This is a genomic window from Thalassospira profundimaris (assembly GCF_003326675.1).
GTDB lineage: Bacteria > Pseudomonadota > Alphaproteobacteria > Rhodospirillales > Thalassospiraceae > Thalassospira > Thalassospira aquimaris.
On the sequence record NZ_JPWF01000004.1, the window covers coordinates 139,559 to 165,456 of the forward strand.

Annotated in this window: 22 protein-coding genes; 10 read left to right on the forward strand and 12 right to left on the reverse strand. The window is 55.1% G+C overall.

Annotated elements, in window-relative coordinates:
• Positions 1 to 44: 44 nt before the first annotated feature.
• Complete coding sequence (locus tag TH19_RS07255) at positions 45 to 1,079, reverse strand: LacI family DNA-binding transcriptional regulator (RefSeq protein WP_181846345.1); 1,035 nt, start codon at positions 1,077 to 1,079, stop codon at positions 45 to 47.
• A gap of 191 nt (positions 1,080 to 1,270) precedes the next feature.
• Here TH19_RS07255 and TH19_RS07260 point away from each other — a divergent pair, with 191 nt between their 5' ends.
• The 8 genes from TH19_RS07260 (at position 1,271) to TH19_RS07295 (ending at position 11,417) form a co-directional block, all read left to right on the forward strand.
• The gene (locus TH19_RS07260) at positions 1,271 to 2,281 is read left to right on the forward strand and encodes a TRAP transporter substrate-binding protein (RefSeq protein ID WP_114101682.1); all 1,011 of its coding nucleotides are present in this window, start codon (positions 1,271 to 1,273) and stop codon (positions 2,279 to 2,281) included.
• 135 nt (positions 2,282 to 2,416) lie between these two features.
• Positions 2,417 to 2,953 carry a TRAP transporter small permease gene (locus TH19_RS07265; RefSeq protein ID WP_220151698.1) on the forward strand — a complete coding sequence of 179 codons (537 nt, stop codon included), beginning with the start codon at positions 2,417 to 2,419 and terminating at the stop codon, positions 2,951 to 2,953.
• Positions 2,950 to 4,227, forward strand: coding sequence for a TRAP transporter large permease (locus TH19_RS07270; RefSeq protein ID WP_220151699.1), 1,278 nt, complete (start codon positions 2,950 to 2,952; stop codon positions 4,225 to 4,227). The genes TH19_RS07265 and TH19_RS07270 overlap by 4 nt, the downstream gene beginning before the upstream one ends.
• A 10-nt stretch (positions 4,228 to 4,237) precedes the next feature.
• Positions 4,238 to 4,777 (forward strand): VOC family protein, encoded by a 540-nt coding sequence (locus tag TH19_RS07275; protein WP_114101685.1) that lies wholly within the window; start codon positions 4,238 to 4,240, stop codon positions 4,775 to 4,777.
• A 3-nt stretch (positions 4,778 to 4,780) separates the two neighbouring features.
• Positions 4,781 to 6,052: a ribulose-bisphosphate carboxylase large subunit family protein gene (locus tag TH19_RS07280; protein ID WP_114101686.1), complete on the forward strand. Its 1,272-nt coding sequence runs from the start codon at positions 4,781 to 4,783 to the stop codon at positions 6,050 to 6,052.
• A 2-nt stretch (positions 6,053 to 6,054) separates the two neighbouring features.
• Positions 6,055 to 7,353, forward strand: a complete 1,299-nt coding sequence (locus TH19_RS07285) for a four-carbon acid sugar kinase family protein (RefSeq protein ID WP_181846346.1) — start codon at positions 6,055 to 6,057, stop codon at positions 7,351 to 7,353.
• Positions 7,354 to 7,412: 59 nt separating this feature from the next.
• Positions 7,413 to 8,033 (forward strand): LexA family transcriptional regulator, encoded by a 621-nt coding sequence (locus tag TH19_RS07290; protein ID WP_114101688.1) that lies wholly within the window; start codon positions 7,413 to 7,415, stop codon positions 8,031 to 8,033.
• Between the two features lie 171 nt (positions 8,034 to 8,204).
• Positions 8,205 to 11,417, forward strand: a complete 3,213-nt coding sequence (locus TH19_RS07295; protein WP_114101689.1) for a CHASE domain-containing protein — start codon at positions 8,205 to 8,207, stop codon at positions 11,415 to 11,417.
• A gap of 30 nt (positions 11,418 to 11,447) precedes the next feature.
• Here the strand turns inward: TH19_RS07295 and TH19_RS07300 are convergent, their stop codons facing one another.
• The 5 genes from TH19_RS07300 to TH19_RS07320 all read right to left on the reverse strand — a co-directional run bounded on the left by TH19_RS07300 (position 11,448) and on the right by TH19_RS07320 (position 18,153).
• Positions 11,448 to 12,260 carry an inositol monophosphatase family protein gene (locus TH19_RS07300; protein WP_258547858.1) on the reverse strand — a complete coding sequence of 271 codons (813 nt, stop codon included), beginning with the start codon at positions 12,258 to 12,260 and terminating at the stop codon, positions 11,448 to 11,450.
• 30 nt (positions 12,261 to 12,290) lie between these two features.
• Entirely contained in the window at positions 12,291 to 13,379 is a 1,089-nt protein-coding gene (locus tag TH19_RS07305; RefSeq protein ID WP_114101690.1) for an ABC transporter ATP-binding protein, read from the reverse strand.
• Positions 13,376 to 15,589: an ABC transporter permease gene (locus TH19_RS07310; RefSeq protein ID WP_114101691.1), complete on the reverse strand. Its 2,214-nt coding sequence runs from the start codon at positions 15,587 to 15,589 to the stop codon at positions 13,376 to 13,378. Before TH19_RS07310 ends, TH19_RS07305 begins: the two co-directional genes overlap by 4 nt.
• 111 nt (positions 15,590 to 15,700) lie before the next feature.
• Positions 15,701 to 16,735, reverse strand: coding sequence for an ABC transporter substrate-binding protein (locus TH19_RS07315; RefSeq protein ID WP_114101692.1), 1,035 nt, complete (start codon positions 16,733 to 16,735; stop codon positions 15,701 to 15,703).
• A 320-nt stretch (positions 16,736 to 17,055) separates the two neighbouring features.
• Positions 17,056 to 18,153, reverse strand: coding sequence for a LacI family DNA-binding transcriptional regulator (locus tag TH19_RS07320; protein ID WP_114101693.1), 1,098 nt, complete (start codon positions 18,151 to 18,153; stop codon positions 17,056 to 17,058).
• 258 nt (positions 18,154 to 18,411) lie between these two features.
• On the opposite strand from TH19_RS07320, the gene TH19_RS07325 reads away from it, so the two are divergent.
• A complete protein-coding gene (locus tag TH19_RS07325) occupies positions 18,412 to 19,287 on the forward strand; it encodes a branched-chain amino acid aminotransferase (RefSeq protein WP_114101694.1) in 876 nt (291 codons plus the stop codon).
• A gap of 78 nt (positions 19,288 to 19,365) precedes the next feature.
• Here the strand turns inward: TH19_RS07325 and TH19_RS07330 are convergent, their stop codons facing one another.
• From TH19_RS07330 to TH19_RS07350, 5 genes are all read right to left on the reverse strand, one after another.
• Complete coding sequence (locus TH19_RS07330; RefSeq protein WP_114101695.1) at positions 19,366 to 19,956, reverse strand: DUF4136 domain-containing protein; 591 nt, start codon at positions 19,954 to 19,956, stop codon at positions 19,366 to 19,368.
• Positions 19,957 to 20,095: 139 nt separating this feature from the next.
• The gene (locus tag TH19_RS07335) at positions 20,096 to 20,830 is read right to left on the reverse strand and encodes an HD domain-containing protein (protein WP_114101696.1); all 735 of its coding nucleotides are present in this window, start codon (positions 20,828 to 20,830) and stop codon (positions 20,096 to 20,098) included.
• Positions 20,831 to 20,833: 3 nt separating this feature from the next.
• Positions 20,834 to 21,424: a TetR/AcrR family transcriptional regulator gene (locus TH19_RS07340; protein ID WP_114101697.1), complete on the reverse strand. Its 591-nt coding sequence runs from the start codon at positions 21,422 to 21,424 to the stop codon at positions 20,834 to 20,836.
• A gap of 157 nt (positions 21,425 to 21,581) precedes the next feature.
• Entirely contained in the window at positions 21,582 to 22,127 is a 546-nt protein-coding gene (locus tag TH19_RS07345) for a proline dehydrogenase family protein (protein WP_181846347.1), read from the reverse strand.
• Positions 22,127 to 22,546, reverse strand: a complete 420-nt coding sequence (locus TH19_RS07350; protein ID WP_114101699.1) for a hypothetical protein — start codon at positions 22,544 to 22,546, stop codon at positions 22,127 to 22,129. Before TH19_RS07350 ends, TH19_RS07345 begins: the two co-directional genes overlap by 1 nt.
• Positions 22,547 to 22,769: 223 nt before the next feature.
• Between TH19_RS07350 and TH19_RS07355 the strand changes: the two genes are divergently transcribed.
• Positions 22,770 to 23,825 (forward strand): hypothetical protein, encoded by a 1,056-nt coding sequence (locus TH19_RS07355; protein ID WP_147250727.1) that lies wholly within the window; start codon positions 22,770 to 22,772, stop codon positions 23,823 to 23,825.
• Positions 23,826 to 23,908: 83 nt separating this feature from the next.
• Here the strand turns inward: TH19_RS07355 and TH19_RS07360 are convergent, their stop codons facing one another.
• The gene (locus TH19_RS07360; RefSeq protein ID WP_114101864.1) at positions 23,909 to 25,501 is read right to left on the reverse strand and encodes a lysine--tRNA ligase; all 1,593 of its coding nucleotides are present in this window, start codon (positions 25,499 to 25,501) and stop codon (positions 23,909 to 23,911) included.
• Positions 25,502 to 25,898 lie beyond the last annotated feature (397 nt).

Consider the following 25,898-nt stretch of genomic DNA (forward strand, 5'->3'; position numbering starts at 1 on the left):
AGCCCCGTTATGAAGGGACTGGCTTACCCACGCCCCATACCGAGTTATGGCAGGTTTTCCTTTACCACCACTTCCATGGTCAGTTTGGCAAGGTCCTTGTCGACCTGGCCACCGGCGCGCAGGTTTTCAAAGATGCGCAGCACATTATGCGCGATCACGCCCGGGCTTTGGGTGATGACGACATCCATGATGTCTTCAAGCAGGAAACGACGTGTATCGGGGGTAAGGCCATGACCGATAAAGATAATATCACGCGCCCGGCCGCTTTCACGCAGCGCGCGCGCAACCCCGTCGGATGCCCCGCCAACGTTATAAATGCCGACCAGATCGGGATATTCTTCAAGCAGCGATTTGGTATGCAGATAGTTTTCGCTGCGATCATCATGTCCTTCGCGGGCGGCAACCACGCGCAGTTCGGGAAATTCTTCTTCCATCAGGCTTAAAAAGCCCATTTCGCGCTCTTCATGGGCGCGATAGGTGCGGCTTGCGGCAATCATTGCCACCCGACCGCGACTCTGGCCTTTGAACCGGCCCAGAAGATATCCCGCCGTGCGCCCGACCGCCCGGTTGTCAAGCCCGACATAGGCGGCATGGGGCACACCGGAAATGTCGGACACCACCGTGATCATGTGTTTTCCCGCCGCCTGAAGCTCGGACACGGTTTCGCGGACCAGCGGATGATCGATCGCCATAAAGGCAATGCCATCGGCCTTTTCGCCGTGCTGACGGAGCGCCTCGGACAGAAGTTGCGGATTGAAACTATCGATGAAAAAACAGCGCGCCCGGATGTTATAGCCCGTCGTTGCCTCGGCCGCGGTTTTGATACGGTCGCCCAGCAATTGCAAATACGGATTGGTGCCCGACGGCAACAGGAACACAACCCGCATCGGTTTGGGCCGGAACACGTCCTGCATATCGGTTTCAGGCAGATATCCAAGTTCACTGGCAGCTTGCAAGACGCGCTTTGCAGTACGTTCGCGGACCCCCGGACGTTTGTTCAAAACACGGTCAACCGTTGCCGGTGAAACACCGGAAAGGTCGGCAATATCCTTGATGATTGGTCCGGTCGTCTTTGGCATGTAACCCCTCAAAAACATCAAAACGCATCATTTTATGATGTTTGATGAGGCGAAATGTTTCACGTATTCTGGGACTATTCAAGGGAAAAGATATAACAATCCCGACCGGAAAACAGGTAAGATCAGGATATATCACGCAAAGGTACGTCCTGTACGTCAAAGCAATCATAGACCATCATGGGAGGATACCTATGGTCATTCAAAAAAAGATTCGCCACCTCGCGACCACCCTTGCTGCTGCCGCATCGTTTGCTGTCATGGCAAATGCTGTTCAGGCGCAGGAATATGAACTGAGCTACGGCCATATGAACTCCCCGACCAGTGTTGTTGGCATGCAGGCTGACTGGCTGGCCGAAGAAGTCGCCAAAAACACCAATGGCGCGGTCAAGATTGACGTTTATCCGTCATCCCAGCTTGGCAAAATCCAGGAACTGGCCGAAGGCGTTTCGATGGGTTCCATCGCGCTTTCGCACAATACCGCTGGCGCGCTAAGCTCGCTTTACGAAGATTTCGGTGTTCTTGATACCCCGTATCTGTATCGCGATTACGATCACCTGATGAAAGTGGTCGACATCAATTCCCCGGTCATGTCCCAGCTTAATGAAGGCCTGATCGAAAATACCGGCATGCGCGTTCTGTACGCATTCTATTTCGGCACCCGTCAGTTGACCGCCAACATGGCCGTTAAAACGCCGGCTGATCTTGCCGGTGTTAAAATCCGCGCCATTCCGTCCCCGGTTTACCTGACCGCGGTCGAAGGTCTGGGTGCGGCCCCGGTTCCGGTTGACTGGTCGGAAGTTCCGACCGCCCTTGCAACCGGCATCGTTCAGGGCCAGGAAAACCCGGTTAACGTTGCTGTTGACCACAAACTTTATGACGTTCAGTCGCACATGATGCTGACTGGTCATATCTCGGCGGCTGAAATCGTCGTGATCAACGAAGACCTGTGGCAGAGCTTCTCGCCGGAAATTCAGGACGCCATCAACAAGGCGGCTGAAACCGTTCGTCAGAAAGCATCCCAGATGATCCTCGATAAAGAGGCAGGCGATCTTCAGAAGCTCAAAGATGCCGGCATGACCATCATTGGTCCGGATGACGGTCTTGATGTTGCGGCCTTCCGCGCAGGCGTCGAGAAACTCGTCCACGAGCGCTTTGACGAAAAATACGGCAAGTATTTCGAAGAAATCGCTGCTGTAAAATAAGACGATCAGGGCGGCATCGGGGAACCTTGCGTTCGGGGATGCCGCCCGCCCCTTTTATCCCGTATTTATTCAGGTATCGTTATGCCGTACAGGAATTCCCCGATCTACCGGGGACTGGACCGCATCTGCCGCGTTATGACCGCATTGTCCATGCTGATGCTGGCTTTGATGGCGGTGCTGGTGGTTGGTCAGGTGATCTTGCGCAACATGTTTGATCTGGGCTTGCCCTGGGCCGATGAATTGTCGCGCATCTCCAATATCGCGCTGGTCTTCTTTGCCGCTCCGGCCTTGATGCTCCATAACCGTCATATCGCGATTGATCTGCTCTATAGCGCGCTGCGTCCGGCTGGCAAGGCGATCCTGCGATTTTCCAATTACCTTCTGATCAGCCTGTTTGGCTGCATCTTCCTGTTTTCGCTTTATAAATTTCTGGTGCGTGCGGGCAAGTTCACCACCCCGTCGCTGAGCATGCCGAACTATGCGGTTTATGCGCCGGTTGTGGTTGCCATCGCCCTTTTGCTGATTGCAGCCCTGTACCGTTTGATCACGCGCACCGAACCGTCCCCTGATTACGAATTCGAAGAAGGCGGCAACCCGATTGCCGATGCCATCGCCGAAGAAATGGCCGACCAGGTATCGGACGCAAAACCATCTGGGGATTCCCGCAAATGATGAGTGCAACCCTTCTTATCCTGTTCCTTGCACTCATGATCATCCGGGTGCCGATTGCCGTCTGTCTTGGCCTGTCTTCGGCCGTGGTTATGATCCTGTTCAATCTGCCGATGACGGTTCTGGCCCAGCGTACGGTCAATGCCCTTGATTCAACACCGCTTCTGGCTGTGCCGCTGTTTATCTTTGCGGCCAACCTGCTGAGCCTGTCGGGTGTGACCAATCACCTGTTTGAACTGGTGCGTATGCTGGTCGGCTGGATCCGTGGCGGCACCGCACAGGTCAGTGTTCTGGTCAGTCTGATTTTCTCGGGCGTGTCGGGTGCGGCCCTTGCCGATATCGGTGCACTGGGTGCGGTTCAGATCAAAATGATGCGCAAACAGGGCTATTCGTCCGAATTTGCCTCGGGCATCACCATGGCGGCTGCGACCATCGGCCCGATCTTCCCGCCCAGCATTCCGTTGATCATTTTCGCATCGGTATCGAACGTTTCGGCGGTCAAGCTTCTGATTGCAGGGATCATTCCCGCCATCCTGATCACCATCCTGTTGATGGCACAGGTCGCGGTCATGGCACGCATCTACAAATTGCCGCGCGATGAAGTCAAATTCAACATGGCTGCCTTTGCGCGCAAGTTCGTCATTTCGCTGCCGGCCCTTGCCGCCCCGGTTCTTTTGATCGGCGGTCTGATTTCGGGCTTTTTCGGTCCGACCGAAGTTGCCGGTGTGACAGTTGCCTATGCGCTTTTGATCGGCAAGTTCATCTATCGCCAGCTTGACCTGAAACGGGTTCTGGTTGCCGCACGTGACAGTGTCGATGCAACGGGCAATGTCCTGTTCATCGTGGCAACGGCTGCGCTGTTTGCATGGGTTCTGACCATGGACCGCCTGCCGGCAACGGCAAGTGAGTTCCTGCTTGGCCTGTCAAGCGATCCGCTGGTTCTGCTGTTGATTGTCAATGTCTTGTTGCTGGTCGTTGGCATGTTCCTGGAATCAATTGCTGCCATCCTGATCATCGCACCGATCATTACCCCTGCCATGACGGCGGCCGGTGTTGATCCGCTTCAGCTTGGCATTGTGTTCGTTCTCAACCTGATGATCGGTCTTCTGACCCCGCCGGTTGGTATGAGCCTTTATATGGTCAGCATCATCGCCAAGATGCCGCTGCACCGGGTTATTCGGGGCGCTTTGCCCTTCCTTTTACCGCTGTTTTTGTCGCTGCTCGCAGTGACCTGCATACCGGCAATCTCTGTCTGGTTGCCCAACCTTCTGGATTAAGTGAGGAAACATGAGCAGATTTCTTGGTGAAATTCGCCAGCTCGGTTATGTCGTGCCCGATATCGAAGAGGCCATGGAATACTGGTCCACGACCATGGGTGTCGGCCCCTGGTATTATAACCCGCGCGTGCCGATCGAAGATTACCGTTATGACGGTCAATCCTATGACGTTCACAACTCGGTCGCACTTGCCAATTCCGGTTACGTTCAGGTCGAACTGATCCAGACCCGCAATGACGCACCGTCGATGTATCGCGACTTTACCCAGGCCGGAAATGTCGGCTTGCAGCATGTCGCATACTGGACCGAGAATTTTGATGCTGACCTTGCTCTGATGGAAAGCAAGGGCTTCAAAGTCAAAATGAGCGGCAAGGTCGGTGACAACGGTCGCTTTGTCTATTTCGACAAGGAAATGCATCCGGGTACCGTGATCGAACTGTCCGAAGTTGTCGGCCCGAAAGGCCGTCTGTTCAAATCGATCTACGAAGCCTCCATTGACTGGGATGGTTCTGATCCGATCCGTCCTTTCCCGTCGCTTTCGGAAATCTGAGCCATGGACCTGATCGAAGCCCGCTATCTCATTGAAACGCCGATGGACCCCGAAAAGATCGCCACCATTATGGCAGGCGAACAAAGCAGCGGTACATTCGTGCGTGTAGCAGGTGAAACCGACGAGTTGCGCGAACGTTGTTCGGCCCGCGTGCTTGAAGTGCGTGAATTGGCCTCGGTCAATCACCCCAGCCTGCATAGCGCCTATTTGGCAGAACGCGGGATCACTGGCCCGTATCGTCGTGCCGAAATCCGTATCGGGTTCCCGACCGGCAATATTGGCCAGAACCTTGCGACACTCGCGGCAACGGTTTCGGGCAATCTCTATGATCTTGGTGAAATCACCGGCCTTAAGCTGATTGATGTCACGGTGCCCAAGGCCTATCGCGATCTTTATGATTATCCGGTTGCCGGAACCAAGGGCACGCGTGATCGCATGAATGTGCATGGTCGCCCGTTCTTTGGCACCATCATAAAGCCGAATGTCGGCCTGCGCAGCGAAGACATCGCCAATCTGGTCGGTCAGCTGTGCGAAGCCGGTGTGGATTTCATCAAGGATGATGAAGTTTGCGCCAACCCGGCATCTGCCCCGCTTGCAGAACGCATTCCTGCGGTGATGGATCAGGTGCGTCGTTACCGTGACCGTACCGGTCGCGATGTGATGATTGCCTTTAACATCACCGATGAAACCGATGCGATGCGCCGTCACGCCGACCTGATTGAAAAGGAAGGCGGATCGTGTGCCATGGTCAGCATGAACTGGACCGGTCTTTCGGCCCTTCAGTCCCTGCGCAAGTCCACCGGCCTTGTCCTTCACGGTCATCGCAACGGATTTGGGGCACTGTCGCGTCACCCGATGATCGGCATGGCCTATCCGGCCTATCAGACGCTGTATCGTCTGGCCGGTATGGATCACATGCATGTGCATGGCATGGGCGGCAAATTCTGTGACGAGGACAGCGAAGTCGCATCCTCGGCCCAGCTTTGTGCACAGCCGCTTGCCGCTGGCAACGGGGACGAAGACCGCGTTCTTCCGGTCTTCTCGTCGGGTCAGTGGGCTGGCACCGTTCCGGCCACATACGGGGCGGTTGGATCGGCGGACTTCATGTTCCTGGCAGGTGGCGGCATTCTTGCCCATCCGTCCGGTCCGGCAGCTGGCATCACCAGCCTGCGTCAGGCATGGGAAGCCTGCGAAGCCGGTGTAAGCCTGGAACAACATGCCAAAACCAACCCAGCCCTGTCAGAAGCTCTGGCATTCTATGGGGCACGAGGCTGACGATGACCAAACTCGTTTTTTGTGCGGATGACTTCACCGGAGCATCCGATACGCTGGCCACTCTGGCCCGTGCAGGACTTTCTGCACGCCTGTATTTGAATGCTCCGGTTATGTCGGAACACAAAGACGAAGTTGGTCACGGGTCCAGCAGCCTCGATGCCTTTGGTGTTGCAACGTCGCTTCGTGCTATGGGGGTCGAAGACGGCGTTGCCACCATCGGCGAACTTGCCGATCAGTTGGCAAAAGCCAAGTGTGGCATCTATCATTTCAAAATCTGCTCGACATTCGATAGCGGCCCGCAAACCGGCAATATCGCCGCCGTCGCGGATCGTTACGCGCAATCGGTCGGTGCGACCTGGAAGGCCATCATTGGGGGTCAACCGTCTCTCCGCCGGTTCTGTTTCATGGGCAATCTTTTTGCCGGTGTCGGTGCAGGCCAAATCCATCGCATTGACCGCCATCCGGTCATGGCCCATCATCCCGTCACCCCGATGAACGAGGCCGACCTGCCCCGTCACCTTGCGGGTCAGGGCTGGCCGAATGTAGGCCTGATTGATTTCACCATCATTCGTCAGGGGCGCGTGGCCCTGATTGCCGAAATCAAACGCCGGATCGCCAATGGCGAAACCGAAACCCTGTTTGATGCCACCGATGAAAATGATCTTTTGACGATTGGCGAAGCCCTTCAGGACATCGCCAAATCGACAACGATCCTGTGCGTTGGCGCAAGCAGTGTCGCACAGGCACTTTTCCCGTCCTTTACCCCGGCATCGGATGGTGTGGCCAAGGCCAGCCGTCGGGCAGGCCCGGTATTTGCCTTTGCCGGAAGCCGTTCGCCCCTGACCGCCGAACAGGTCGTGAGCGCCCAAAACTACGTCAAATACCGGGTGTCACCATCGGACCTGCTTGATCCGGTCGCGCTTAAACAGTTGCAGACCGAATGTCTTGATGTTCTGCACAGTGGCAAAAACCTTCTGGTGTCGCTGTCTGATGACCGCAATCACACGATTGTCAGCCACGATCTGGCACAGGCCAGCGCCTGTTTCATCGCTGAAATCAGCCGGTCGGTTGCCCTTGGTTTTCTTTTGATTGCAGGGGGCGATACATCAAGCCTTGCGGTTCAGGCCCTTGGCATTGACAGCCTTTCCTATGTTGCCGATTTCGATGCAGGTGCACCGGTGATCCGCGCCCATGCCAGCAATGGCAGTCTTGATGGCTTGCCGATGTTGCTTAAGGGCGGCCAGATGGGCAAACCGGCCCTGTTTGACAACATCACGAACCTGCCCGCCACCGCGAAATAAGCCCATAAATAAGGAATAAATTCCTTCGACGGCGTCCCGTATGGCTGTTAGGATGATCCATGATCCGACATCAGCAAATATGGGCCGCCCTTGACCAGATCGCCAAAGACCACGGTTTGACACCGTCCGGTCTTGCCCGTCTGGCACAGCTTGACCCGACGACATTCAACCGGTCCAAACGCACCACGTCGCAGGGCAAGGCGCGCTGGCCATCGACCGAAAGCATTTCCAAGGTGCTGTCGGTGACCGATGTCAGTTTCCGCGAATTTTCCGAACTGGTCGATGGCAATGGGGCCGGACGCATTCCGGTGATCGGCTTTGCCCAGGCGGGTAATCAGGGCTTTTTTGACGATGCCGGTTATCCGGTTGGCGGATCGTGGGAAGATATCACCTTCCCGGCCCTGCATGATCCGACCGCCTATGGCCTTCGTATTTCAGGGGAATCCATGGCCCCGGTTTTTCGCGACGGTGATCTGATCATTGTCAGCCCGGCATCAAATATCCGCCCGCATGACCGGGTGGTTGTCAAAACCGTCGAAGGCGAAGTTTTGGCCAAGGAACTGATCCGGCGCGGTGCCCTTGGCGTTGAACTGAAATCGTTCAACCCGGCCTATGAAGACCGCTTTATCCCTGCCGATCAGATCGACTGGGTTGCCCGTGTTTTGTGGTGCAGTCAATAAGCCAATTCTCGGCCGGTCAATGCATAAAGATGCGTCTGCACAACCGGGGTATTTCATGGTGTTAAATTCTCGGGCGATTACGCAAATGTTGTATTCAAATTCCTGGCACCTATCCCTACATTAAAGCAAAAGACACACCGATGTGTCTGATCAGGGGAAAGGGAAAATCGGTTGGAGCGGCAACGCCAATACATTCTGCGCGCCTTGGTGATTGCACTTGGCTATTTTCTGACCGGATATGCAGGCCTGCAACTGCCATTCTATGGCAGCAGTGTAACCCTTGTCTGGGCCCCGTCGGGTATCGCCATTGCCACCCTTATTGTCTGGGGATGGCATTATTTTCCCGCTGTTTTTATTGGTGCGCTGGCGGTTAACCTTGCCACTTCACCGTCCATTCTTGCCGCCTTTATGATTGCGGCGGGCAATACGGCCGCGGCAGTTGGCCCCGCCCTGTTGATACGGCATTTCTGCGGAAATTACCCCTTTGGTCGCACCCGTGATCTACTGATATTTCTTGGCGTGGGGGCGGTGTGCAGCCCCGCACTTTCGGCCTTGGCAGGAACAACCACGCTTAGTCTTGTGGTGATTGGCAATTTTGCCAAATTTGTCGAAATCTGGCAGGGCTGGTTCCTGGGCGATCTGGTCGGGGCGCTGGTTGTCGGGCCGTTGGTCATGCGGCTGCTTAAATGGCGCATATCACGTCGCCCGCTCAATCAATATGGCGAGCTAGTCATCATTTGCCTTGCCACCATTGTCATATCCTCGACGGTGCAGACCACACCGCTGATTTCACGCCCCGAATTCCTGTTTATCTTTGTATCCCTGCCCTGTGTGATTTGGGGGGCCATCCGGTTTGGCCTTTTGGGCGCGGTTTTAATCAATGCGTTGATTGTTGCCAACATCATCGTGTTTGCCGCCCTTGGAAACAAAACATTCGGGGCAGCGGGCATCAATACCGGTTTGCGTGACCTTTATGGGTATGTGATCGCCATTTCCGTTGGCACGCTGTTTCTGGCCGGCGGCATGGAACGGATTGCCATTGTCACCACACGCGCACGTGACGGGCGGCTTTCAGACGAAGTCCACCGTATGCGCCGCACACTTTCCATCGTTATTGGGATCATCGGGTTTGGCGTGTCGGGACTTGCCGCCTGGTACACCTATAGTCAGCTAGACGCCGCAAACCGGGTTTCAACCGAACAATACCGGCTGGCATTCGAGGCATCACTGCGCGAAGAACTGGGCCGGGCGACGGATGCGCTGGTTGCCGTCAAAACCCTGTTTGATGTGCATGGCAGTGTGTCGGCCAATACATTTGATGCCATGATCGCCCCCTGGGTCAGCCGCCGCCCCGGTGTTGCCGCCCTTGAATGGGCCCCGTTTATTGAACGCCGGGCACGCGCCCTGATCGAAGAAAACGCGCCCCTGCGCGGTGTTGAAAACTTCGTCATTCGCGAACTGGTCGATGGCAAATTTCGAACTGCGGCCCAGCGCGACAGTTACTTCCCGGTATTTTACGTTTTTCCGCGATCAGGTAACGAAGCCGCTGTCGGCTTTGACCTGTCAAGCGAACCAACCCGCAGACGTGCACTTGAAACCGCCCTTCACACCGGCAATGTCACACTGACCGAACCGATCAAGCTGGTGCAGTCCAACTCCGCTGTTGTGACATCCCTTGCCTATCTGGGGGTTGAAAACCGCCGCAATCCCGGCGGACCACCGCTTGGTGTTGCCGTCGGAGTTCTGCGCCTGACGGACATGATCAGTCGCGCTGCCCGTGTTGCCCGCGTTCCACTTGATTTTGAAATTCATCTGGCAGACCTGAAATCGGAAAATGCCGACAAACTGATCTATTCGAACCGCATAGCCAGCTATGCCATCGAACATATCAAGTCGGAAATGGCGTCGCCCTTCAATCCGAATGTATCGAATTTCACCTTCGGTTATCGTGACTGGACCATTGTCCTGCATCCATCCCATGCCGGGTTTGCGTCGCTCAATTACTGGCAACCTTGGGCGATCTTTGTCTTTGGCAGCATGGTCAGTACGTTGTTGCTGATTTACTTGCGCTCGCTTAACCGTACCGAAAAATATGTTGTCGAACTTGTCGCAAAGCGCACCAAGGAACTCGAAAACGCCAGCGAAGCCGCCGAACGGGCCATGAACCAGGCCCAACAGGCCGACCGGGCAAAGTCCGAATTCATCGCCCATATGAGCCACGAATTCCGATCCCCGATGACCTCGATCCTTGGCTATACCCAGCTTGCCAGTGACAGTCTGGATAAAGACTTCTCGGTCGAGACATTGCGCAGTTATCTATCGACGATCCGCAGTGCCGGGCGTCATGTCCTGTCGCTGATCGGTGATGTTCTTGATATTTCCAAGATCGAAGCCGGGCGCCTGATCCTTGAAGAAGTGCCTTTCGACCTCCACCAGATTTGCGAAGAGGTCACGTCAATGATGCTGGTACCCGCACGTGCGCAGGACAACCAGCTTCATTTTGAAATCCCGCAAGACATGCCGCGCTGGGTGGTGGGTGATCCTGTCCGTTTCAAACAGGTCCTGACCAATCTTGTTTCCAACGCCATCAAATTCACCAAGTTTGGCAATGTCAACGTCAGTGCAACACCAATCTCTGTCACCGACGACAATATGGCGTTTCGCATTTCTGTTCGCGATGAAGGCATCGGCATTCCCAAGGATAAGCTTGAAACCATCTTCGAAGCCTTTGCACAGGTCGATACTTCGATCTCGCGGCGCTATGGCGGCACCGGACTTGGCCTTGCGATCTGTCAGCGCATGGTTCAAACCATGGGCGGCCTCATTCAGGTTGAAAGTATTCCCGGCAAAGGCAGCACATTCTGGTTCGAACTGACCTTGCCGCGCAGCTCTGAACAAGCCGCAACCGAACTTAATCAAGCCGATGCAAGTGACATGGCGGAAGACAGGCAGGATAAGGAACGCGTGGTTGGCTGGAACCTGTTGCTGGTCGAAGATATTGAAATCAACCGCATCCTTGCGCAGAAACTTCTTGAACAGCAGGGCCATACAATCACCCCTGCCGCCAATGGTCAGGATGCGCTTGATATCCTGTCGGCACAGGATTTCGACGCGGTTCTGATGGATGTTCATATGCCGGTTCTCGACGGGATCGAAGCCACCCGGCAAATCCGTGCCCTTGATGATCCGATCAAGGCGACCATGCCGGTTCTTGCCCTGACGGCCGATATTTCCAACGACAATCTGGCGGCATTCAAGGATGCCGGTTTTGATGCCCATTGCACCAAACCCCTTGATATCCGAGCGATCAATAATGAACTGTCAAAACTGAATGCCAGAATGCTTTCCGCCCGCCTTGAAGCACTGTCCAAGACGGGCGGATAACCAAAGCATATTCAGCGTGATTGAAGGAATTTAGCGTTTCAGTCCGATAATCTCGCAAAGTTCGTTGGCGACATGCGCCCCGGCCGACAGGATCGGTCCGCCTTCTTCAAGCACATTGGGGATCGCAAGGTAATCATTGGTCCAGCCGCCTGCTTCACGGGTCAAAAGAATCCCCGCCATGCAGTCCCACGGATTGATGTGCGGCTCGTAATAGCCGATCAACCGCCCGGCCGATGCATATGCCATCATCAGGGCGCATGATCCGTTGCGGATAAACATCCCCTCGCGATCCAGAAGACCGCCGATGACCGGCGTGATCGTGTCGCTTTTCACCCGATGCGACATGCCAATTCCCATCACACCTTCGCCGACCGATGCAACATCCGTGGTTTTGATCGGTTCGCCATTGACCGACGCACCTTTGCCCGCCTGTGCGGCAAACAGTTCCTTGCCGCACGGGTGATAGATCAGGCCAATGACGACTTCATTGCCGACCATCAGGGCAACCGAAATGCACCATGTCGGCATCTGGTTGACGAAACACGCCGTGCCATCAATCGGATCAATCACCCAAAGGCATTCGTTTGCACCCTTTTCGATGCCCATTTCTTCACCAAGGAAACCGTCCTCGGGAAAAGCATCGCGGATACGATCGCGAATGATTGCCTCGACATTTTTGTCGGCGATGCTGACCATATCAAGGGGGTTGTCCTTGATCTCGATCTTAAGATCGCCTGCCGTCCCATCGTAATAGGCCATCGCCCGTTCACCGGCATCGCGGATGACATCACGGGCATAGTCAAAGCGGGCATCAATATCGATATTGGTGTTTGCTGTAGTCACGGTATCCCTACCTTTTTTCTGTCTTTTTGATCATTGATCGATGGCAACAACGGCAAGTCCGCGATCCGCAAAACCAAGCCGGACTTCGTCACCAATTGCCCTTGGTGCATCTATATGCCCGTCGATCACAAACAGTTCGCCAAGCTCTGATGCGATGGAGTACTGCATGTGATTACCAAGATATGCAGCATGAAGAATGTGACCTTTTAACGAAGACTGATCGCTGGCAGTTTCGCCCTGTACCAAGCGGATCGCATCGGGGCGTACTGCCACCTGCACCGGACCGGGCGATTGCCCGCGATGTTGCAAGTTCACATTCAGGCCGCCGATATCAATGCGCGCCATGTCCCCGTCTATCCCGATAACTGTGCCATCAACCAGATTTGCATCCCCAATAAAGTCGGCAATAAAGGCCGATGCCGGTTTTTCATAAAGCTCGCGCGGGGTGCCCTGCTGGGCAATCACGGCGCGGTTCATCACAATGATCCGGTCAGAAACCGCAAGGGCCTCTTCCTGATCATGGGTGACATAGACCGCGGTCAAGCCAAGCTTTTGCTGCAATTCGCGGATTTCGGTTCTGACCTGACGGCGCAATTTGGCATCAAGGTTTGAAAGCGGCTCGTCCAGCAACAGGACTTCGGGTTCCAGAACAAGCGCGCGCGCCACGGCAACACGTTGCTGCTGCCCGCCCGAAAGTTCGGATGGCAAACGCGGGCCATATCCCTCCAGCCCGACCAGACGCAAACCTTCTTCGGCCTTTTCGCGGGCTTCGTGTTTGGCAACGCCGGTAACCGTCAGGCCATAGGCAACGTTTTCAAGCACGGTCATATGCGGGAACAGTGCATAGGACTGAAACACCATGCTGACATCGCGATCGGTCGCCGGCAGTTGGGTAACGTCCTTGCCCCCGATCAGGATTTTGCCCCTGGTCGCGTGCTCAAGGCCCGCAATCATGCGCAAGGTCGTGGTCTTGCCACAGCCGCTTGGCCCCAAAAGCGTGACCAGCTCGCCGGGCTGAATGGTAAAGGAGACATTGTCAATCGCGGTCACTGCCCCCTTGCCATAGGTCTTGGTGACATTGTCAAACACGACCGAACCTGCACGTGTTTTAAGTTTCATGAGTGCTTCTCTTTCAGATTTTCTGTGCCGGTAGGACGGGTGTTTTCAACGCGGTCTTCACGGCGCAACCGCCGTTTGCCAATCGCGCCCTGCACCACCATGATCGCCGTCAACATCACCAGAATAAGGACACAGCAATAGGCAATCGCCACGCCATAGCGTCCGTTTTCGACAAGTCCGATGATATAGGATGTCGCCATATTGTGATCCGCACTGACCAGGAAGATCACCGCGCTGACCGACGTAATGGCGCGCACAAAGCTGTAAACAAGGGCCGCAACAATCGCCGGACGAAGCAGTGGCAAGATCACCCGGCGGAATGTCGTAAAGCTGTTGGCCCCAAGCGTCAGGGATGCTTCATCAAGACTGCGGTCAAGCTGGCTCATCGCGGCGATCCCGCCGCGCACGCCCACGGGCATATTGCGGAAGATAAAGCAGATCACCAGAATGACACCCGTGCCGGTCAATTCGAACGGTGGCACGTTAAAGGCCAGAATGTAGCTGACACCGATCACCGTGCCGGGAATGGCAAAGCTTAACATCGTGCCAAATTCAAAGGCACTTTTGCCCCGGAAATTCTGACGCACCAGCAGATAGGCCGTGGTCAAACCCACCGCCGCGGTCAGCGGGGCGGAAATCGCCGAGATATTAAGCGTCGTCCAGAAACTGTCCCAGGCGGCCCCGGCCCAGACGATGCCATGATCGCTCCAGCCAATGCCGAACGCATCGACATAATTGTCGAGTGTCAGGGTGTTATCAAAGCCCCAGCGTTTGACAAAACTGCCATAGAAAATCATGCCATAGACAACCACCGTGAAAATGCCCCACGGAATGGCCGTGCCATAAACAACCCGGCGCAATCCGGGATTAAGCCCGACATGCGCGCCACTATCGGCTTTGCCCGACACCGTCGCATAGGATTTCCGACCCAGCCAGAAACGCTGTGCGGCAAAGGCCGACAGGGTAAAGAACAACAGAACAAGTGCCAGAACCGCCGCCCGCCCGGCATCATTTTGCGCACCGACAATCGCAAAGAAGATCTCGGTCGACAGGACCTCGTAATTGCCGCCCAGAACCATCGGGTTGCCGAAATCCGCCATGCTTTCGATAAAGGACAGCAAGAACGCATTGGCCAACCCCGGCCGCATCAGCGGAAGCGACACCAGCATAAAGGTTTTCCACCGCCCGGCGCGCAAGGTTTGCGACGCTTCTTCCATCGACGGGCTGACGCCTTCGACAACACCGATCAACACCAGAAAAGAAATCGGGGTGAAGGACAGGGTTTGTGCCAGCCAAATTCCAGGGAGGCCATAAAGCCAACGCCCTGCCTCCACCCCGAGGAGATCAGAGACAAACTGCGTAACAGCGCCCGATCTGCCAAAAAGAAGGATAAGTGCCAATCCGATAACGAATGGCGGTGTGATGATCGGAAGAATGGTCAGAACCCGCAGGGATTTCTTGTATCGGAACCCGGTGCGGGTCACGACCAGCGCAAAGGCAAGGCCCAGCAAGGTCGTCGAAATCGCCGTCATGATGGCAAGAAACGCCGTATTCCAGGCAACCCCGCAAACGCCCCCGGCAAAACAGCCCAGCCCCCAGACACTGCCATCAAGGAAATTGCGGGCAAATGCCGCCCCCGAAAGTGTTCCGTCATAATCAACAAAGGCGCCGGTCAGAATGCGGGCAACCGGGAAGAATACAAACAGCGCCACAAGCGCGATCACAGTACCAATCGCCGATGTCACAAAGACATCACCGCGCATCGCCCCCGCTGCGGCAAGGCCGGTGCATAAAATCACCAGATAGCTTGCCGCCACCAGAAGCGCACCATAACCAAGCCCGTATTGGTGGACATCAAGCGGCCCGAACAGAGCTTCGAGCCAACCGGCACTCCATCCCGATATACCGATGGCAAAGCCCTGCCCGACCAGCCAGATCAGACCACCAAGGCCACTGATGATCAGGATTTGGGCGTATTTCGGATGTCCGCGCCCCTGTCTGGCCAACAATAATGGCCCGGCAAGGAAAAGCCCCACAGGCAAAAGCCAGAATTTTTCAAGTAATGTGCCCTGAAGGATCGCAGGGGCGTAATCGACATAAGTGGGATAGCCGTCAAACAACCATTCCAGTGTCCAAAAGCCGTATTCCTGCTGATACCAGGGTAATATGACAAATCCGATCCAGCCGACAGCCAGCCAGAACCAAAGCATTCGGTTCACCAAATTTCTCCCGCGTGCGGAAATTCAAGTATGGCAGTCCCGCCCGCACCAAACAGACGGGACTGTCCTGATATTCAGGAGATGAAAAAGTGACAGGGCCGCTTATTGCGGCGCATTTTTCACTTCGTTATCCCAGCGCGACAGAAGCGCACGACGGGTTTCCGCATCCCCATATTTGGCGAAGTCGTAATCGATCAGTTTCAGGTCCTGAAGACGCGGCGCCCCATCAGGAACCCGCGACTTGGTATTGGACGGCACCTGATAGCTGTGGGCGTCTTCGGCAATCGACTGGAAACGCGGGTTAAGGGCGAATTCGGCCCAGATTTTAGCGTTATCAAGGTTACGGGCACCTTTGATGATGCTCATGGAGCCGACCTCGTAACCCGTACCTTCGCACGGTGACACCACCGTGACATTCGCACCCTGTTTGATCTGGGCGATCATGTCATGCATGAAGGTGATACCGATGGTGGTCTCACCAACCGCCGCTGCCTTGATCGGGGCGGAACCGGATTTGGTGTACTGGTTGACGTTCTTGTGCATGGCTTTGAGAAGGTCAAACGCCTCTTCTTCGCCAAACAGCTGAACAAAGGTTGCCAGCGTCGTATAGGACGTGCCCGATGAATTCGGGTTGGCGATCTGAATTTCGCCCTTGTAAACAGGGTCGGCCAGATCCTTCCAGCATTTCGGCGCCGGAAGACCTTTTTCCTTCAGAAGATCATTGTTATAGCCAATGCCAAGCGCGCCGGCATAAATGCCAACCGTGCGACCGCCCGCATTTTTGTGCTGACGCACGGCCCAATCCTGCAAGTCCCCCATCTGCGGCGAGGTATAGGGTTCGGTCAACCCTTCGGCAGCGGCCTGAAGATGCGGATCACCGGTGCCGCCCCACCAGATATCAAGTTTCGGATTGGCGCCCTCGGCGCGGACCTGGGCATAGGCCTCGCCCGAGCTTTTGCGAACCATCGACACATCAATGTCGTGTTCAAGCTCGAACGCGTTTTCCATCATCTCGCACCATTCATTATCGGCCGAGCAAAGTACATTCAAACGGCCCGCTGCATTGGCAGGCATCGCCATGGTAACAGCCAGTCCGGCAACGGCCACACCAGCAAAAAGTGCATTTTTAAACGTCATTTGGGTTTCCTCCCGTTTGCATTTCGTTGAATGCACACGTGTGCACAACGAATTCGTGCATCACATGTTGGAATGATTGAACCACAGATTGGAAAAAATGACAAAAAAATTCTATTTCCTAGAATGAATGTTCTGCGGAATACGATCAACTATTTAAAATAAAAAGAAATATTTTAGAACTCGCACACCAAAACCTCCTGCTGCCCACATCACCAGTCACGCGGAAATTCCGACGAACATGATGCACACGTGCGCACAAACCCGCCGGTTTTACAGCGAGTCACATCAGATCATCTTGGATTTTCTGAAAAAAGGATGCCTCAGGCGGTTTTACGGACCACCAGATCGACCGGCAAAATCAGTCGTTCATCGCCCAGACTTTCACCGCCAATCCGGCGATGCAACCGATCCACAGTCATTCTGGCAAGGGATTGCGGACTTTGGCGCACCGTCGTTAACTGATAGGCCCCCTGCCGGGCCGCAACGATATCGTCAAACCCGATCACCGATACATCATCGGGGACTTTTAACCCCAGCTCAAACCGGGCGGCATCAAGCAAACCAAGGGCGATATGATCCTTGGCACAGAAAACCGCATCCGGGGCATTTTCGCGTTCAACCAGATATTTAAGGCCGGCGGCAAACCCGCCGTCATAATCGGCACTGTCACAGACCAGCGTCCTGAAACTGATTTGCCCGCTTGCCAAATGCGGGGCAAGGCGCGAGACAAAGCTTTCGCCACGGACATTGCCGCTATAGGTGCCGCCGCGCACATTAAGAAACGCAAGGCGCTTCTTGCCCGCTGCCAGGAAGTAATCTGCTGCCAGTTGCCCGCCAAGAACATTATCGCAATTGATAACATCCGCCCCTTCAAGGCGTCCGGCACGGTTCACCAGAACCACCGGCACATTGCGACGCAAGTAATGGGTTCCGATTTCCGGCGAAGGACTGCCCGATGTCACTACAACGCCCGCCACCTGATATTGCAACAGATTAAGCATCGAGCGCCCCATCTGCGCCGGGTCCGATACATCAATTACCAGCGGCCTGTAACCTGATTGCTGAATCTCGCCAATCAGGCAATCAAGGAACTCGATCCGGAACGGATCGGAAAGCCCCGATGTCACCAGACCGATCAGATCGCTTTTGCGCCGGTTCATCGAACTGGCAATTTTATTGACGTGATAGCCAAGCTCGGCGGCGATGGATTGCACTCGTTCGCGGGTTGCTTCGGAAATTCGGGGATCGCCCGCCATACAGCGCGATACGGTCGACCGCGACACCCCGGCGGCATGTGCAACATCGGCCGATGTCACCACATGCGATGACATGGCATCGGCCCCTGACATCGTTGCATCGGGCTTTGTCCGCGCATCTGATGCGGTGTTTTTGCCATCCTTTGCACGCTGATCGCCCATGGCGTTGCGGCCCTATCCCTTTGAAATGAACTTTCCACACATAGCACAACCTTTTGCCACCACCAACGCACACGTGTGCACAGATTGCATCTTTCATATATCGGTTACATTTAAGGAAAGCATCCCGCCACAGACGACGTTTTCTTTGACCCGCCCGGCCCAAAGCCCCTATTCTGCCGGTCACAAATTTTCTGTGCCTTGCCCCAAAGGCAGCACCCACCGATGAAGACTTTCTAGACGACATTCAGGAGCACAAGAATGGGCCACGCCGCCACCGATAGCACCCCCACCACCTGGACCTGGTATAATGGCGAATGGTACGAGGGCAACCCGAACATCATGGGGCCGCAAACCCACGGCGTGTGGATGGCATCGACCGTGTTTGACGGCGCGCGCCGTATGAATGGCAAGATGCCCGATCTGTATCCGCACTGCGCCCGCGTGCTGCGTTCGGCACAGTTGATGGGTCTTCGCCCGACCATCACCACCGAAGAAATCATCGCCCTTGTCAAAGAAGGCGTTCAGAAATTCGATCCGGCATTGGCCCTTTATATCAAGCCGATTGTTTATGGTGGCGAAGGCTTCCTGGCCCCGAACCCCGACAGTGCGCAATTCGTTCTGTGCATTTCCGTTTCCGACATTCCCGATGCCATTGAAACCGGCTTTACCGCCCGCAAATCAAGCTTCCGCCGCCCGTCGCCTGAAAGCGCACCGACCGAGGCAAAGGCCGCCTGCCTGTATCCGAACGTTGGCCGTGCGGTGACCGAGGCAACCGATGCCGGTTTTGACACCGGCGTGATGCTTGATCCGATTGGCAATGTTGCCGAGTTTTCCTATGCCAACCTGTTCTTTGCCAAGGACAGCACGGTTTACACCCCGGCCATCAACGGCACCTTCCTGAACGGCCTGACCCGTCAGCGCGTGATCGCCCTTTTGCGTGAAAACGGCGTCGAGGTTGTCGAGAAAACCTGCAAATACGAAGAACTCGAAGCCGCCGACGAAATCTTTGGTACCGGCAACTATTACAAGGTCGCGCCTTGCGTCAAACTGGACGACCGCAACCTGCAACCCGGCCCGATCACCCGCCGCGCCCAGGAGCTTTACATGGCCTTTACGGCTGCCAGCGAAGATTGATCGAGACCATCGACAAACATCAAAAGGGCCGGATTTTCCGGCCCTTTTTTATGTCGTAAAATTTCCTGATCGACCGACCTACTGCACCGGCGGAACAGCAACGCCGCTTCCCGCGACATAGGGATATTGTGCAAAGATTGACGCCACGGCGGAACGGATGGTTTCGTTCGGGGCTTCGCGGAGCGCGCTGGTAACACGTGCGACTGCGGTGCCTTCCCAGACCATTTGACTGGTTGCACGGTTGACCATATCGACCGTCAGCGTACCTTCGGTGTAGCTGTCAACATAGCCCGGTTCGACATAGCCCGGCCAGCCGACATACATGCCGTTACGATATCCGTAATATCCGCCCATATAGACCGGCGGCGAGGTCCGCGTTTTTTCCTCGGTCTTCAGGTGGAAATTGATCAGAATGTCAGGATTGTGGATATCAACGCGATAGCCGCGTGCTTCAAGCGCGGTGCTGATTGCATCTTCAATCCGTTGCCCCGAAAGGGTTTTATATTGGGCCTCGGTATCCTTCCCGGCGTCTTCGATAAAGGCGAAGGTATAGAACTGACTGAAATCAGCGCCCGGATCGACATCGGTATAGATGCGCGGGCCACTTGCCGCACATGCCGAAAGCATCAAGACCATCACGCCTGCGATGACAAGTTTCATCTGTGTCATTACCCGTATCCTTTGTCCTGTTGCGGCCTTATGCAAACGGCCCTTTCCATTAACTATGACGTTTCAGGACAGGAATTACACCATCATAAATTGCCAAAATGATGGTAGGCGCATCCGGAATTTGACGAATTCTGGCGACCTAGCAGGAACGATCAAGCCCGTTCGCTGCAAGTGCCTTGCCAAACCCGACACCCACAAGACCGGCAATATGGCATTGCGGTTTGCGATCCGCCTGATCGGCAACCAGTTTGCCAAAATCACGTACAAAGCCTGTCCGCGGGTAATCGCGCAGGATTTTGGCACGCACAGCGGGATGGACATTCATGATCTGCATGCCGACCACATCAACCCCGGCCCCAAGATGCAAAAGCAACCCTTCCGGATCACGCGGACCGGTGTGACAAACCGCGGAATGAAGCGCCATCGCCTCGTGGATGATATCGGCCTTGTCGCGGTCATAGCTTTGATCACAAAGCCAACCATGGGCGCAACTTGCGGCCTCGACCTCGAATGATCGCGGACCATCGCATTGCGCCGATCCAAGCGAGATATCATGCAAGATGCTTGCGATATAAAGCATCTCGCGATCAAAGCGGACATTGTGATATTTGCCCAGCGCCACGCCAAAGGCAAAGCTGCGAAGCCCGTGATACTGCACGAATTCGGGTTGCAGGGTGGCCGCCCACTCGGTTGCTTCGCGGGCGATTGGGCTATCGGGGACACCCAGATGATCAAGAACCGCATGATCGGGCAATCCAGCCCCGACCATCTGGCGCAGGCTATAAAACTTGTCGCGCAGGCCCAAAATGGCAAAGCGCATGATCAGGGCGGCCTTTGAATCCCGGCCAAGATCGGTCGTCAGAACGCGCATCATCGCCTATGCCCCGTCAATCAGGCGATTGGCGGTCTGGCGCAGATCATTGATTTCGTCATCAAGAATGGCGCGATCATTCATCGAATGAGCCAGAACAATCGCCCCTTGCCAGCGCATGACGATCCGGCGTCCTTCGGATTTGGCGCGATCTGCTGGCAACCCAACAATTTCCAACTGCCCGGCAATCCAGGTGATCAGACCATTAAACACCGCCTGCCCGGTCTGACGAGCCGGATCAAAGGCCGCATCATCGGGCAGATCAAGCATCAAGCGCGCCAGCGGACAGCCGTGACTGACCCGGCGCGGGGTCATGGCATCAAGATAATCAAAGAAAATCCGCAACCGTTCACGCACGGTGCCATTCGGCGCAATGCTTGCCAAAAGCGGCGTGAATTCGCCTTCCATGGTTTCAAGGGCGGCCTGTGCAAGATCATGTTTCTTGGGAAAACGATAAAACACCCCGCCCGCAGGCAACCCGGCCTCGTCCGCGACCGCCTGAATGGTGGCGGCGTGATATCCGTCGCGCCAGATCACATTCATCGCCGCACGCGCAAGCTTTTGACGTTTTTCTTCGGAACTGAGTTTGGTGGCCATAGCCGTGACTTCCCTAAATAAGTAAGTTAACTAACTTAATATGTGAGTCGCAAACTCATGTCAACGAATGGGTGATGGTTTTGCGGCTCCGGAATGCGCAAGCCGTCACGAAAAATGCCGCCAGACGTTTCTGACGGCATTTAAAAACATTCGAGAATTAGCGCTTTAGACCAGATTGCAGCAACAAACCAAGATTGCGTGGATTTTCCCCAACCCGACGCCAGGCATAGGCCCACCAGTCATGCCCGAACGGCGCATAAAGCCGTAATCGATATCCGGCATCACGCAATTCACGCTGCAAGGGCTGATTGACGCCATAAAGCATTTCAAATTCAAACCCGTCGCGGGACCAGCCATTCTGATCGGCTAGCGCCCCGATACGCATCGCAAGATCCCGGTGATGGGTTCCGAAAACCGGGAAGAAGCCGTTTTGGTGTGCATCAACTGACAACATCTTGCCCGCCAGCTTCAGGTAGTTGGCATCAATGTCCGGGCGTTTGGTAAAGGCCACCGTATCGGGCGGGGCCATCGCACCTTTGACCAGTCGCACCATCGCCCCGCGGGCGATCATGCCATCAAGATCGGTTTCGGTTCGAAACAGGCGCGCCTGCAATGTCTGGGCAACCGGCACCCCGGCATCACAAAGCCGGTGATGAAGTGCCAGCGTATCGTCGATCATGTCGAAATCTTCCATATCGATCATCAATCGAATGGTCCGCGGGCCCCTGCTTCGCCCGCTGCACATGCTGCGGCCCGGATCAAATCCGCAAGCATATCAACATTCTGATCAAGAATGTCCTGGCCCTGCATGTAACCAAGCTGGGACGGATCAATCGAGATGTGAACATCCCCGCCCGCCGCATCAAGGGCCGGCACCAGCGTGCCCAGTTGCGCGGCAGTTTCGCGAACCTGCGCGATATCCGTGACATATTCGCCAAGATAAAAACTTGAAAGACCGATGCCCTGTGCGCGCAATTCACCGGCGCGTGCGACATGACCGTTGATATCGGCCGCGCTGACGAACTGGTCGGCAAGACCGGTCTTGCGTCCGAGTGCCTCACCGGCGCGCCGCAACGGCTTGTTACAGGCAACGGCGATCATGCATTTCTGCCAGAGACCCATTTTTTACTCCTTCGTGGTGGCGAAGACGGAGCTATCATAAAAGCGCATAATGCTTATTGAACGATATGCGCCATAGCCCGGACAAATTTGATCGATTTACTGGTAAAATTGAACCCGGGGTCATTGCCGTGTATCACAGTCCTGTCTGACACGATCAAATACCCAACCCAAAAGAACCGGAGCCCCAGTGAACAACCATGTGAACAACCGTGTGACAAACCATGTGAAAAATCGTCAATTCACATTGGCCGACATCCGAAATGCCATATCGGCCGGTGTCATCAGCGAAGAATCTTTTACACGCCTTGAAGCATTCCTGATTGCGCAATCGCATGAAGCCCCCGAAACCGAGAAATTCACCCTGTTTCGCGGCATGAATGACATCTTCATCGCCCTTGGCGTGGTCGCACTGAGCATCGGCTGGTTCATCCTGTGGGGCATGCTGACCGAAAGCCCGGCCTTCTGGGTTGCGCCGATTTTGGCGATTGCAGGTTATGTCGCGCTGGCCGAATATATCGCCGGAAAGCTTAAGGCCACCCTGCCCTCGATTGCGATCATGGCGTCCCTTGGCGCGACCATCATGCTGTATGCGCTGGCCCTGTTCATGCCGTTTTACAGTTCGGGCACCGGCCTTTCGACCCTTGAAAGCATCATCGAGTTCGGTCAGGAATCTGCCAATATCGCGGTCCTGGTGATGGTGATCGGCTTTGCGTTTCAGGTCGGCTTTTTCCTGCGTTACCGGTTGCCGGTATCCTTTGCCCTGATTGCGGCGGGCATCCTTGGTGTGGCCTGGGCGGCACTTACCGCCATCATCGGCCCCGCGATTGCCGACTATCTGAATTATCTGATTACCGCGACCGGTTTGCTGTTGCTTGCACTTGGTGTCTTTGTCGACAGCCGCGATCCGCAGCGCATCAATGGCTGGGCCGAATGTGCGTTCTGGCTTTATGTCATGGGCGCACCGATGACCATCCATTCAGTTGCCGTGGCGTTTGAGGCATCGGCATGGGTGATGGTTCCGGTCATTGTGATTGCCATGCTGTTTTCGCTGGTGGTGGATCGCCGATCGCCAATCATCAGTTCGCTGATCTATGTGGGGTATCTGCTGCAATCGGGGTTCGAAGGCGTTTCCATCGACCCGTCTGTGACGATTGTGCTGGTCTGCTTTATCATCGGTGGCCTTGTCATGGCCTTTGGGGTTGGCTGGCAAAAGGCCCGCCATGTCCTTTTGGCACCGTTTGAAGATCAGCCCTGGCGGCGTTATTTGCCGCCAAGCTAAGCGGTCAAAACCACCCAAAAACAAAAAGGCCCGCATCACAGCGATGCGGGCCTTTTTCATGTTCGGTAACGATGGACCTGATATCAGGCGCTCAGATCTTCACCGGCCAATGCACGGTCGATCAGCGCAACGCTTTCTTCAATGCCATAGAGCGCAATGAAGGAGCCCATGCGCGGGCCCTGTTCCTGACCCAGCAGGATTTCATAAAGCGTTTTGAACCAGTCGCGCAGGTTCTCGTAATTGTGGTTTTTGCCCACGGTGAAAACTTCGGTCTGGATGTCGGACGGATCGGTGCCCGGGGCAACCTTGGCAAGTGCATCACGCAGATCACGCAGGGCGGCCTGCTCGGTTTCGGTTGCGGCACGGTATTTTTTGGTCGGCTTGACGAAGTCGCGATAATAGTTGATCGCATAACCGACCAGCTTATCGAGATACGGCGCGCTTTGCGGGGTCGCACCGGTCGCATAACGCGAAATGAACTTCCACAGAAGATCACGATCATCGGTATTACAAACCGAAACCAGATTCAGCAAAATCCCGAACGACAGCGGAATTTCGCGATCCGGTGCCGTACCGGCATGGATGTGCCAGGCCGGGTTCTGAAGGATTTTTTCCGGATCGGTTTCGGTTTTCAGCTTTTCGGCAAAGGTCAGATATTCATCCACGGTTTTCGGGATGACATCGAAATACAGACGTTTTGCGGTTTTCGGCTTCTGGAACATAAACAGCGACAGGCTGTCTTCCGGCGCATATTTCAGCCAGTCTTCCATCGAAAGACCGTTGCCTTTGGACTTGGAAATCTTCTGTGCGTTCTCGTCAAGGAACAGCTCGTAGTTGAAACCTTCCGGCGGGGTGCCGCCAAGCGCACGGACGATCTTGTTGCCAAGCTCGGTCGACGGAATAAGGTCCTTGCCAGCCATTTCATAATCAACGCCCAGCGCATACCAGCGCATCGCCCAGTCCGGCTTCCACTGAAGCTTGCAAGCACCGCCCGTAACCGGGGTTTCGACCAGCTTGCCGGTTTCCGGGTGTTCGTAAACGATGGTGCCGGCTTCAACATTCAGCTCGGTGACTTTCGCCATCAGAACCTTGTTGGTTTCCGGCTCGACCGGCATGAACGGGCTATAGGTCGCGCGGCGTTCTTCGCCAAGGGTCGGCAGCATGATTTTCTGGATCGCATCATAACGTTCGAGAAGACGCAGAAGGGCCGCATCAAACATGCCCGAACGATAGCATTCGGTCGAAGATTTGAACTCGTACTCGAACCCGAAGCTGTCAAGGAACTCGCGCAGCTTGGCATTGTTATGATGCGCAAAGCTTTCATGGGTGCCAAACGGGTCCGGAACGCTGGTCAGGGCCTTGCCAAGATGTTCGGCAACCATTTCCTTGTTCGGGATATTGTCCGGAACCTTGCGCAGACCATCCATATCGTCCGAGAAGCAGAAAAGCTTGGTCGGGATATCGCACATGGTTTCAAAGGCGCGACGGACATAGGTCGTGCGCGCAACTTCGCCAAAGGTCCCGATATGGGGCAAACCCGACGGGCCATAACCGGTTTCAAAAAGGACATAGCCCTTTTCAGGCGCCTTCTGTTTATACCGCTTGACCAGCTTGCTGGCTTCCTGAAAAGCCCAGACGTTGCTGTTAAGTGCGGCATCTCGAAGATCGGCTGTCATTTTTGAAACCTTGTTTTTCAGTTGGATCGTTGAATTCACTTGGAAATCTTGTCATCGCAGGATCACCCGGATCGCGTGCGTGCGCGAAGCTATACCTCACCACCGCTCAAGATCAAGCATCTGTTGCGCATGGCTGCCAAATAATCCCGGTATCCATGCTTAAAATCACAGCCTGTTTTTCTCGTGTGACACAAAAGTGGCCCGTAAACCGCCGCCTACCCCAAAGTGTAGTTGAATTCCCCTAACATCAATCAGATATCCAAAACCAGCATGCATGCAATTCTTCTGATGAAATTCATCAGGCAAATCCGCAACAAAGCGCGGAGATAAGAATTGATCAAAAATCATACGAGCAGATAGGCACATAATCGCAGCTAAAGAATTGTAATCACTTTGC

Bases quoted from the DNA above. Each gene is read 5' to 3' on its own strand.
- TH19_RS07255 (WP_181846345.1), bottom strand. From the start codon at position 1,079: ATGCCAAAGACGACCGGACCAATCATCAAGGATATTGCCGACCTTTCC.
- TH19_RS07260 (WP_114101682.1), top strand. From the start codon at position 1,271: ATGGTCATTCAAAAAAAGATTCGCCACCTCGCGACCACCCTTGCTGCT.
- TH19_RS07265 (WP_220151698.1), top strand. From the start codon at position 2,417: ATGACCGCATTGTCCATGCTGATGCTGGCTTTGATGGCGGTGCTGGTG.
- TH19_RS07270 (WP_220151699.1), top strand. From the start codon at position 2,950: ATGATGAGTGCAACCCTTCTTATCCTGTTCCTTGCACTCATGATCATC.
- TH19_RS07275 (WP_114101685.1), top strand. From the start codon at position 4,238: ATGAGCAGATTTCTTGGTGAAATTCGCCAGCTCGGTTATGTCGTGCCC.
- TH19_RS07280 (WP_114101686.1), top strand. From the start codon at position 4,781: ATGGACCTGATCGAAGCCCGCTATCTCATTGAAACGCCGATGGACCCC.
- TH19_RS07285 (WP_181846346.1), top strand. From the start codon at position 6,055: ATGACCAAACTCGTTTTTTGTGCGGATGACTTCACCGGAGCATCCGAT.
- TH19_RS07290 (WP_114101688.1), top strand. From the start codon at position 7,413: ATGATCCGACATCAGCAAATATGGGCCGCCCTTGACCAGATCGCCAAA.
- TH19_RS07305 (WP_114101690.1), bottom strand. From the start codon at position 13,379: ATGAAACTTAAAACACGTGCAGGTTCGGTCGTGTTTGACAATGTCACC.
- TH19_RS07310 (WP_114101691.1), bottom strand. From the start codon at position 15,589: ATGCTTTGGTTCTGGCTGGCTGTCGGCTGGATCGGATTTGTCATATTA.
- TH19_RS07315 (WP_114101692.1), bottom strand. From the start codon at position 16,735: ATGACGTTTAAAAATGCACTTTTTGCTGGTGTGGCCGTTGCCGGACTG.
- TH19_RS07320 (WP_114101693.1), bottom strand. From the start codon at position 18,153: ATGGGCGATCAGCGTGCAAAGGATGGCAAAAACACCGCATCAGATGCG.
- TH19_RS07325 (WP_114101694.1), top strand. From the start codon at position 18,412: ATGGGCCACGCCGCCACCGATAGCACCCCCACCACCTGGACCTGGTAT.
- TH19_RS07330 (WP_114101695.1), bottom strand. From the start codon at position 19,956: ATGACACAGATGAAACTTGTCATCGCAGGCGTGATGGTCTTGATGCTT.
- TH19_RS07335 (WP_114101696.1), bottom strand. From the start codon at position 20,830: ATGATGCGCGTTCTGACGACCGATCTTGGCCGGGATTCAAAGGCCGCC.
- TH19_RS07340 (WP_114101697.1), bottom strand. From the start codon at position 21,424: ATGGCCACCAAACTCAGTTCCGAAGAAAAACGTCAAAAGCTTGCGCGT.
- TH19_RS07345 (WP_181846347.1), bottom strand. From the start codon at position 22,127: ATGATCGATATGGAAGATTTCGACATGATCGACGATACGCTGGCACTT.
- TH19_RS07350 (WP_114101699.1), bottom strand. From the start codon at position 22,546: ATGGGTCTCTGGCAGAAATGCATGATCGCCGTTGCCTGTAACAAGCCG.
- TH19_RS07360 (WP_114101864.1), bottom strand. From the start codon at position 25,501: ATGACAGCCGATCTTCGAGATGCCGCACTTAACAGCAACGTCTGGGCT.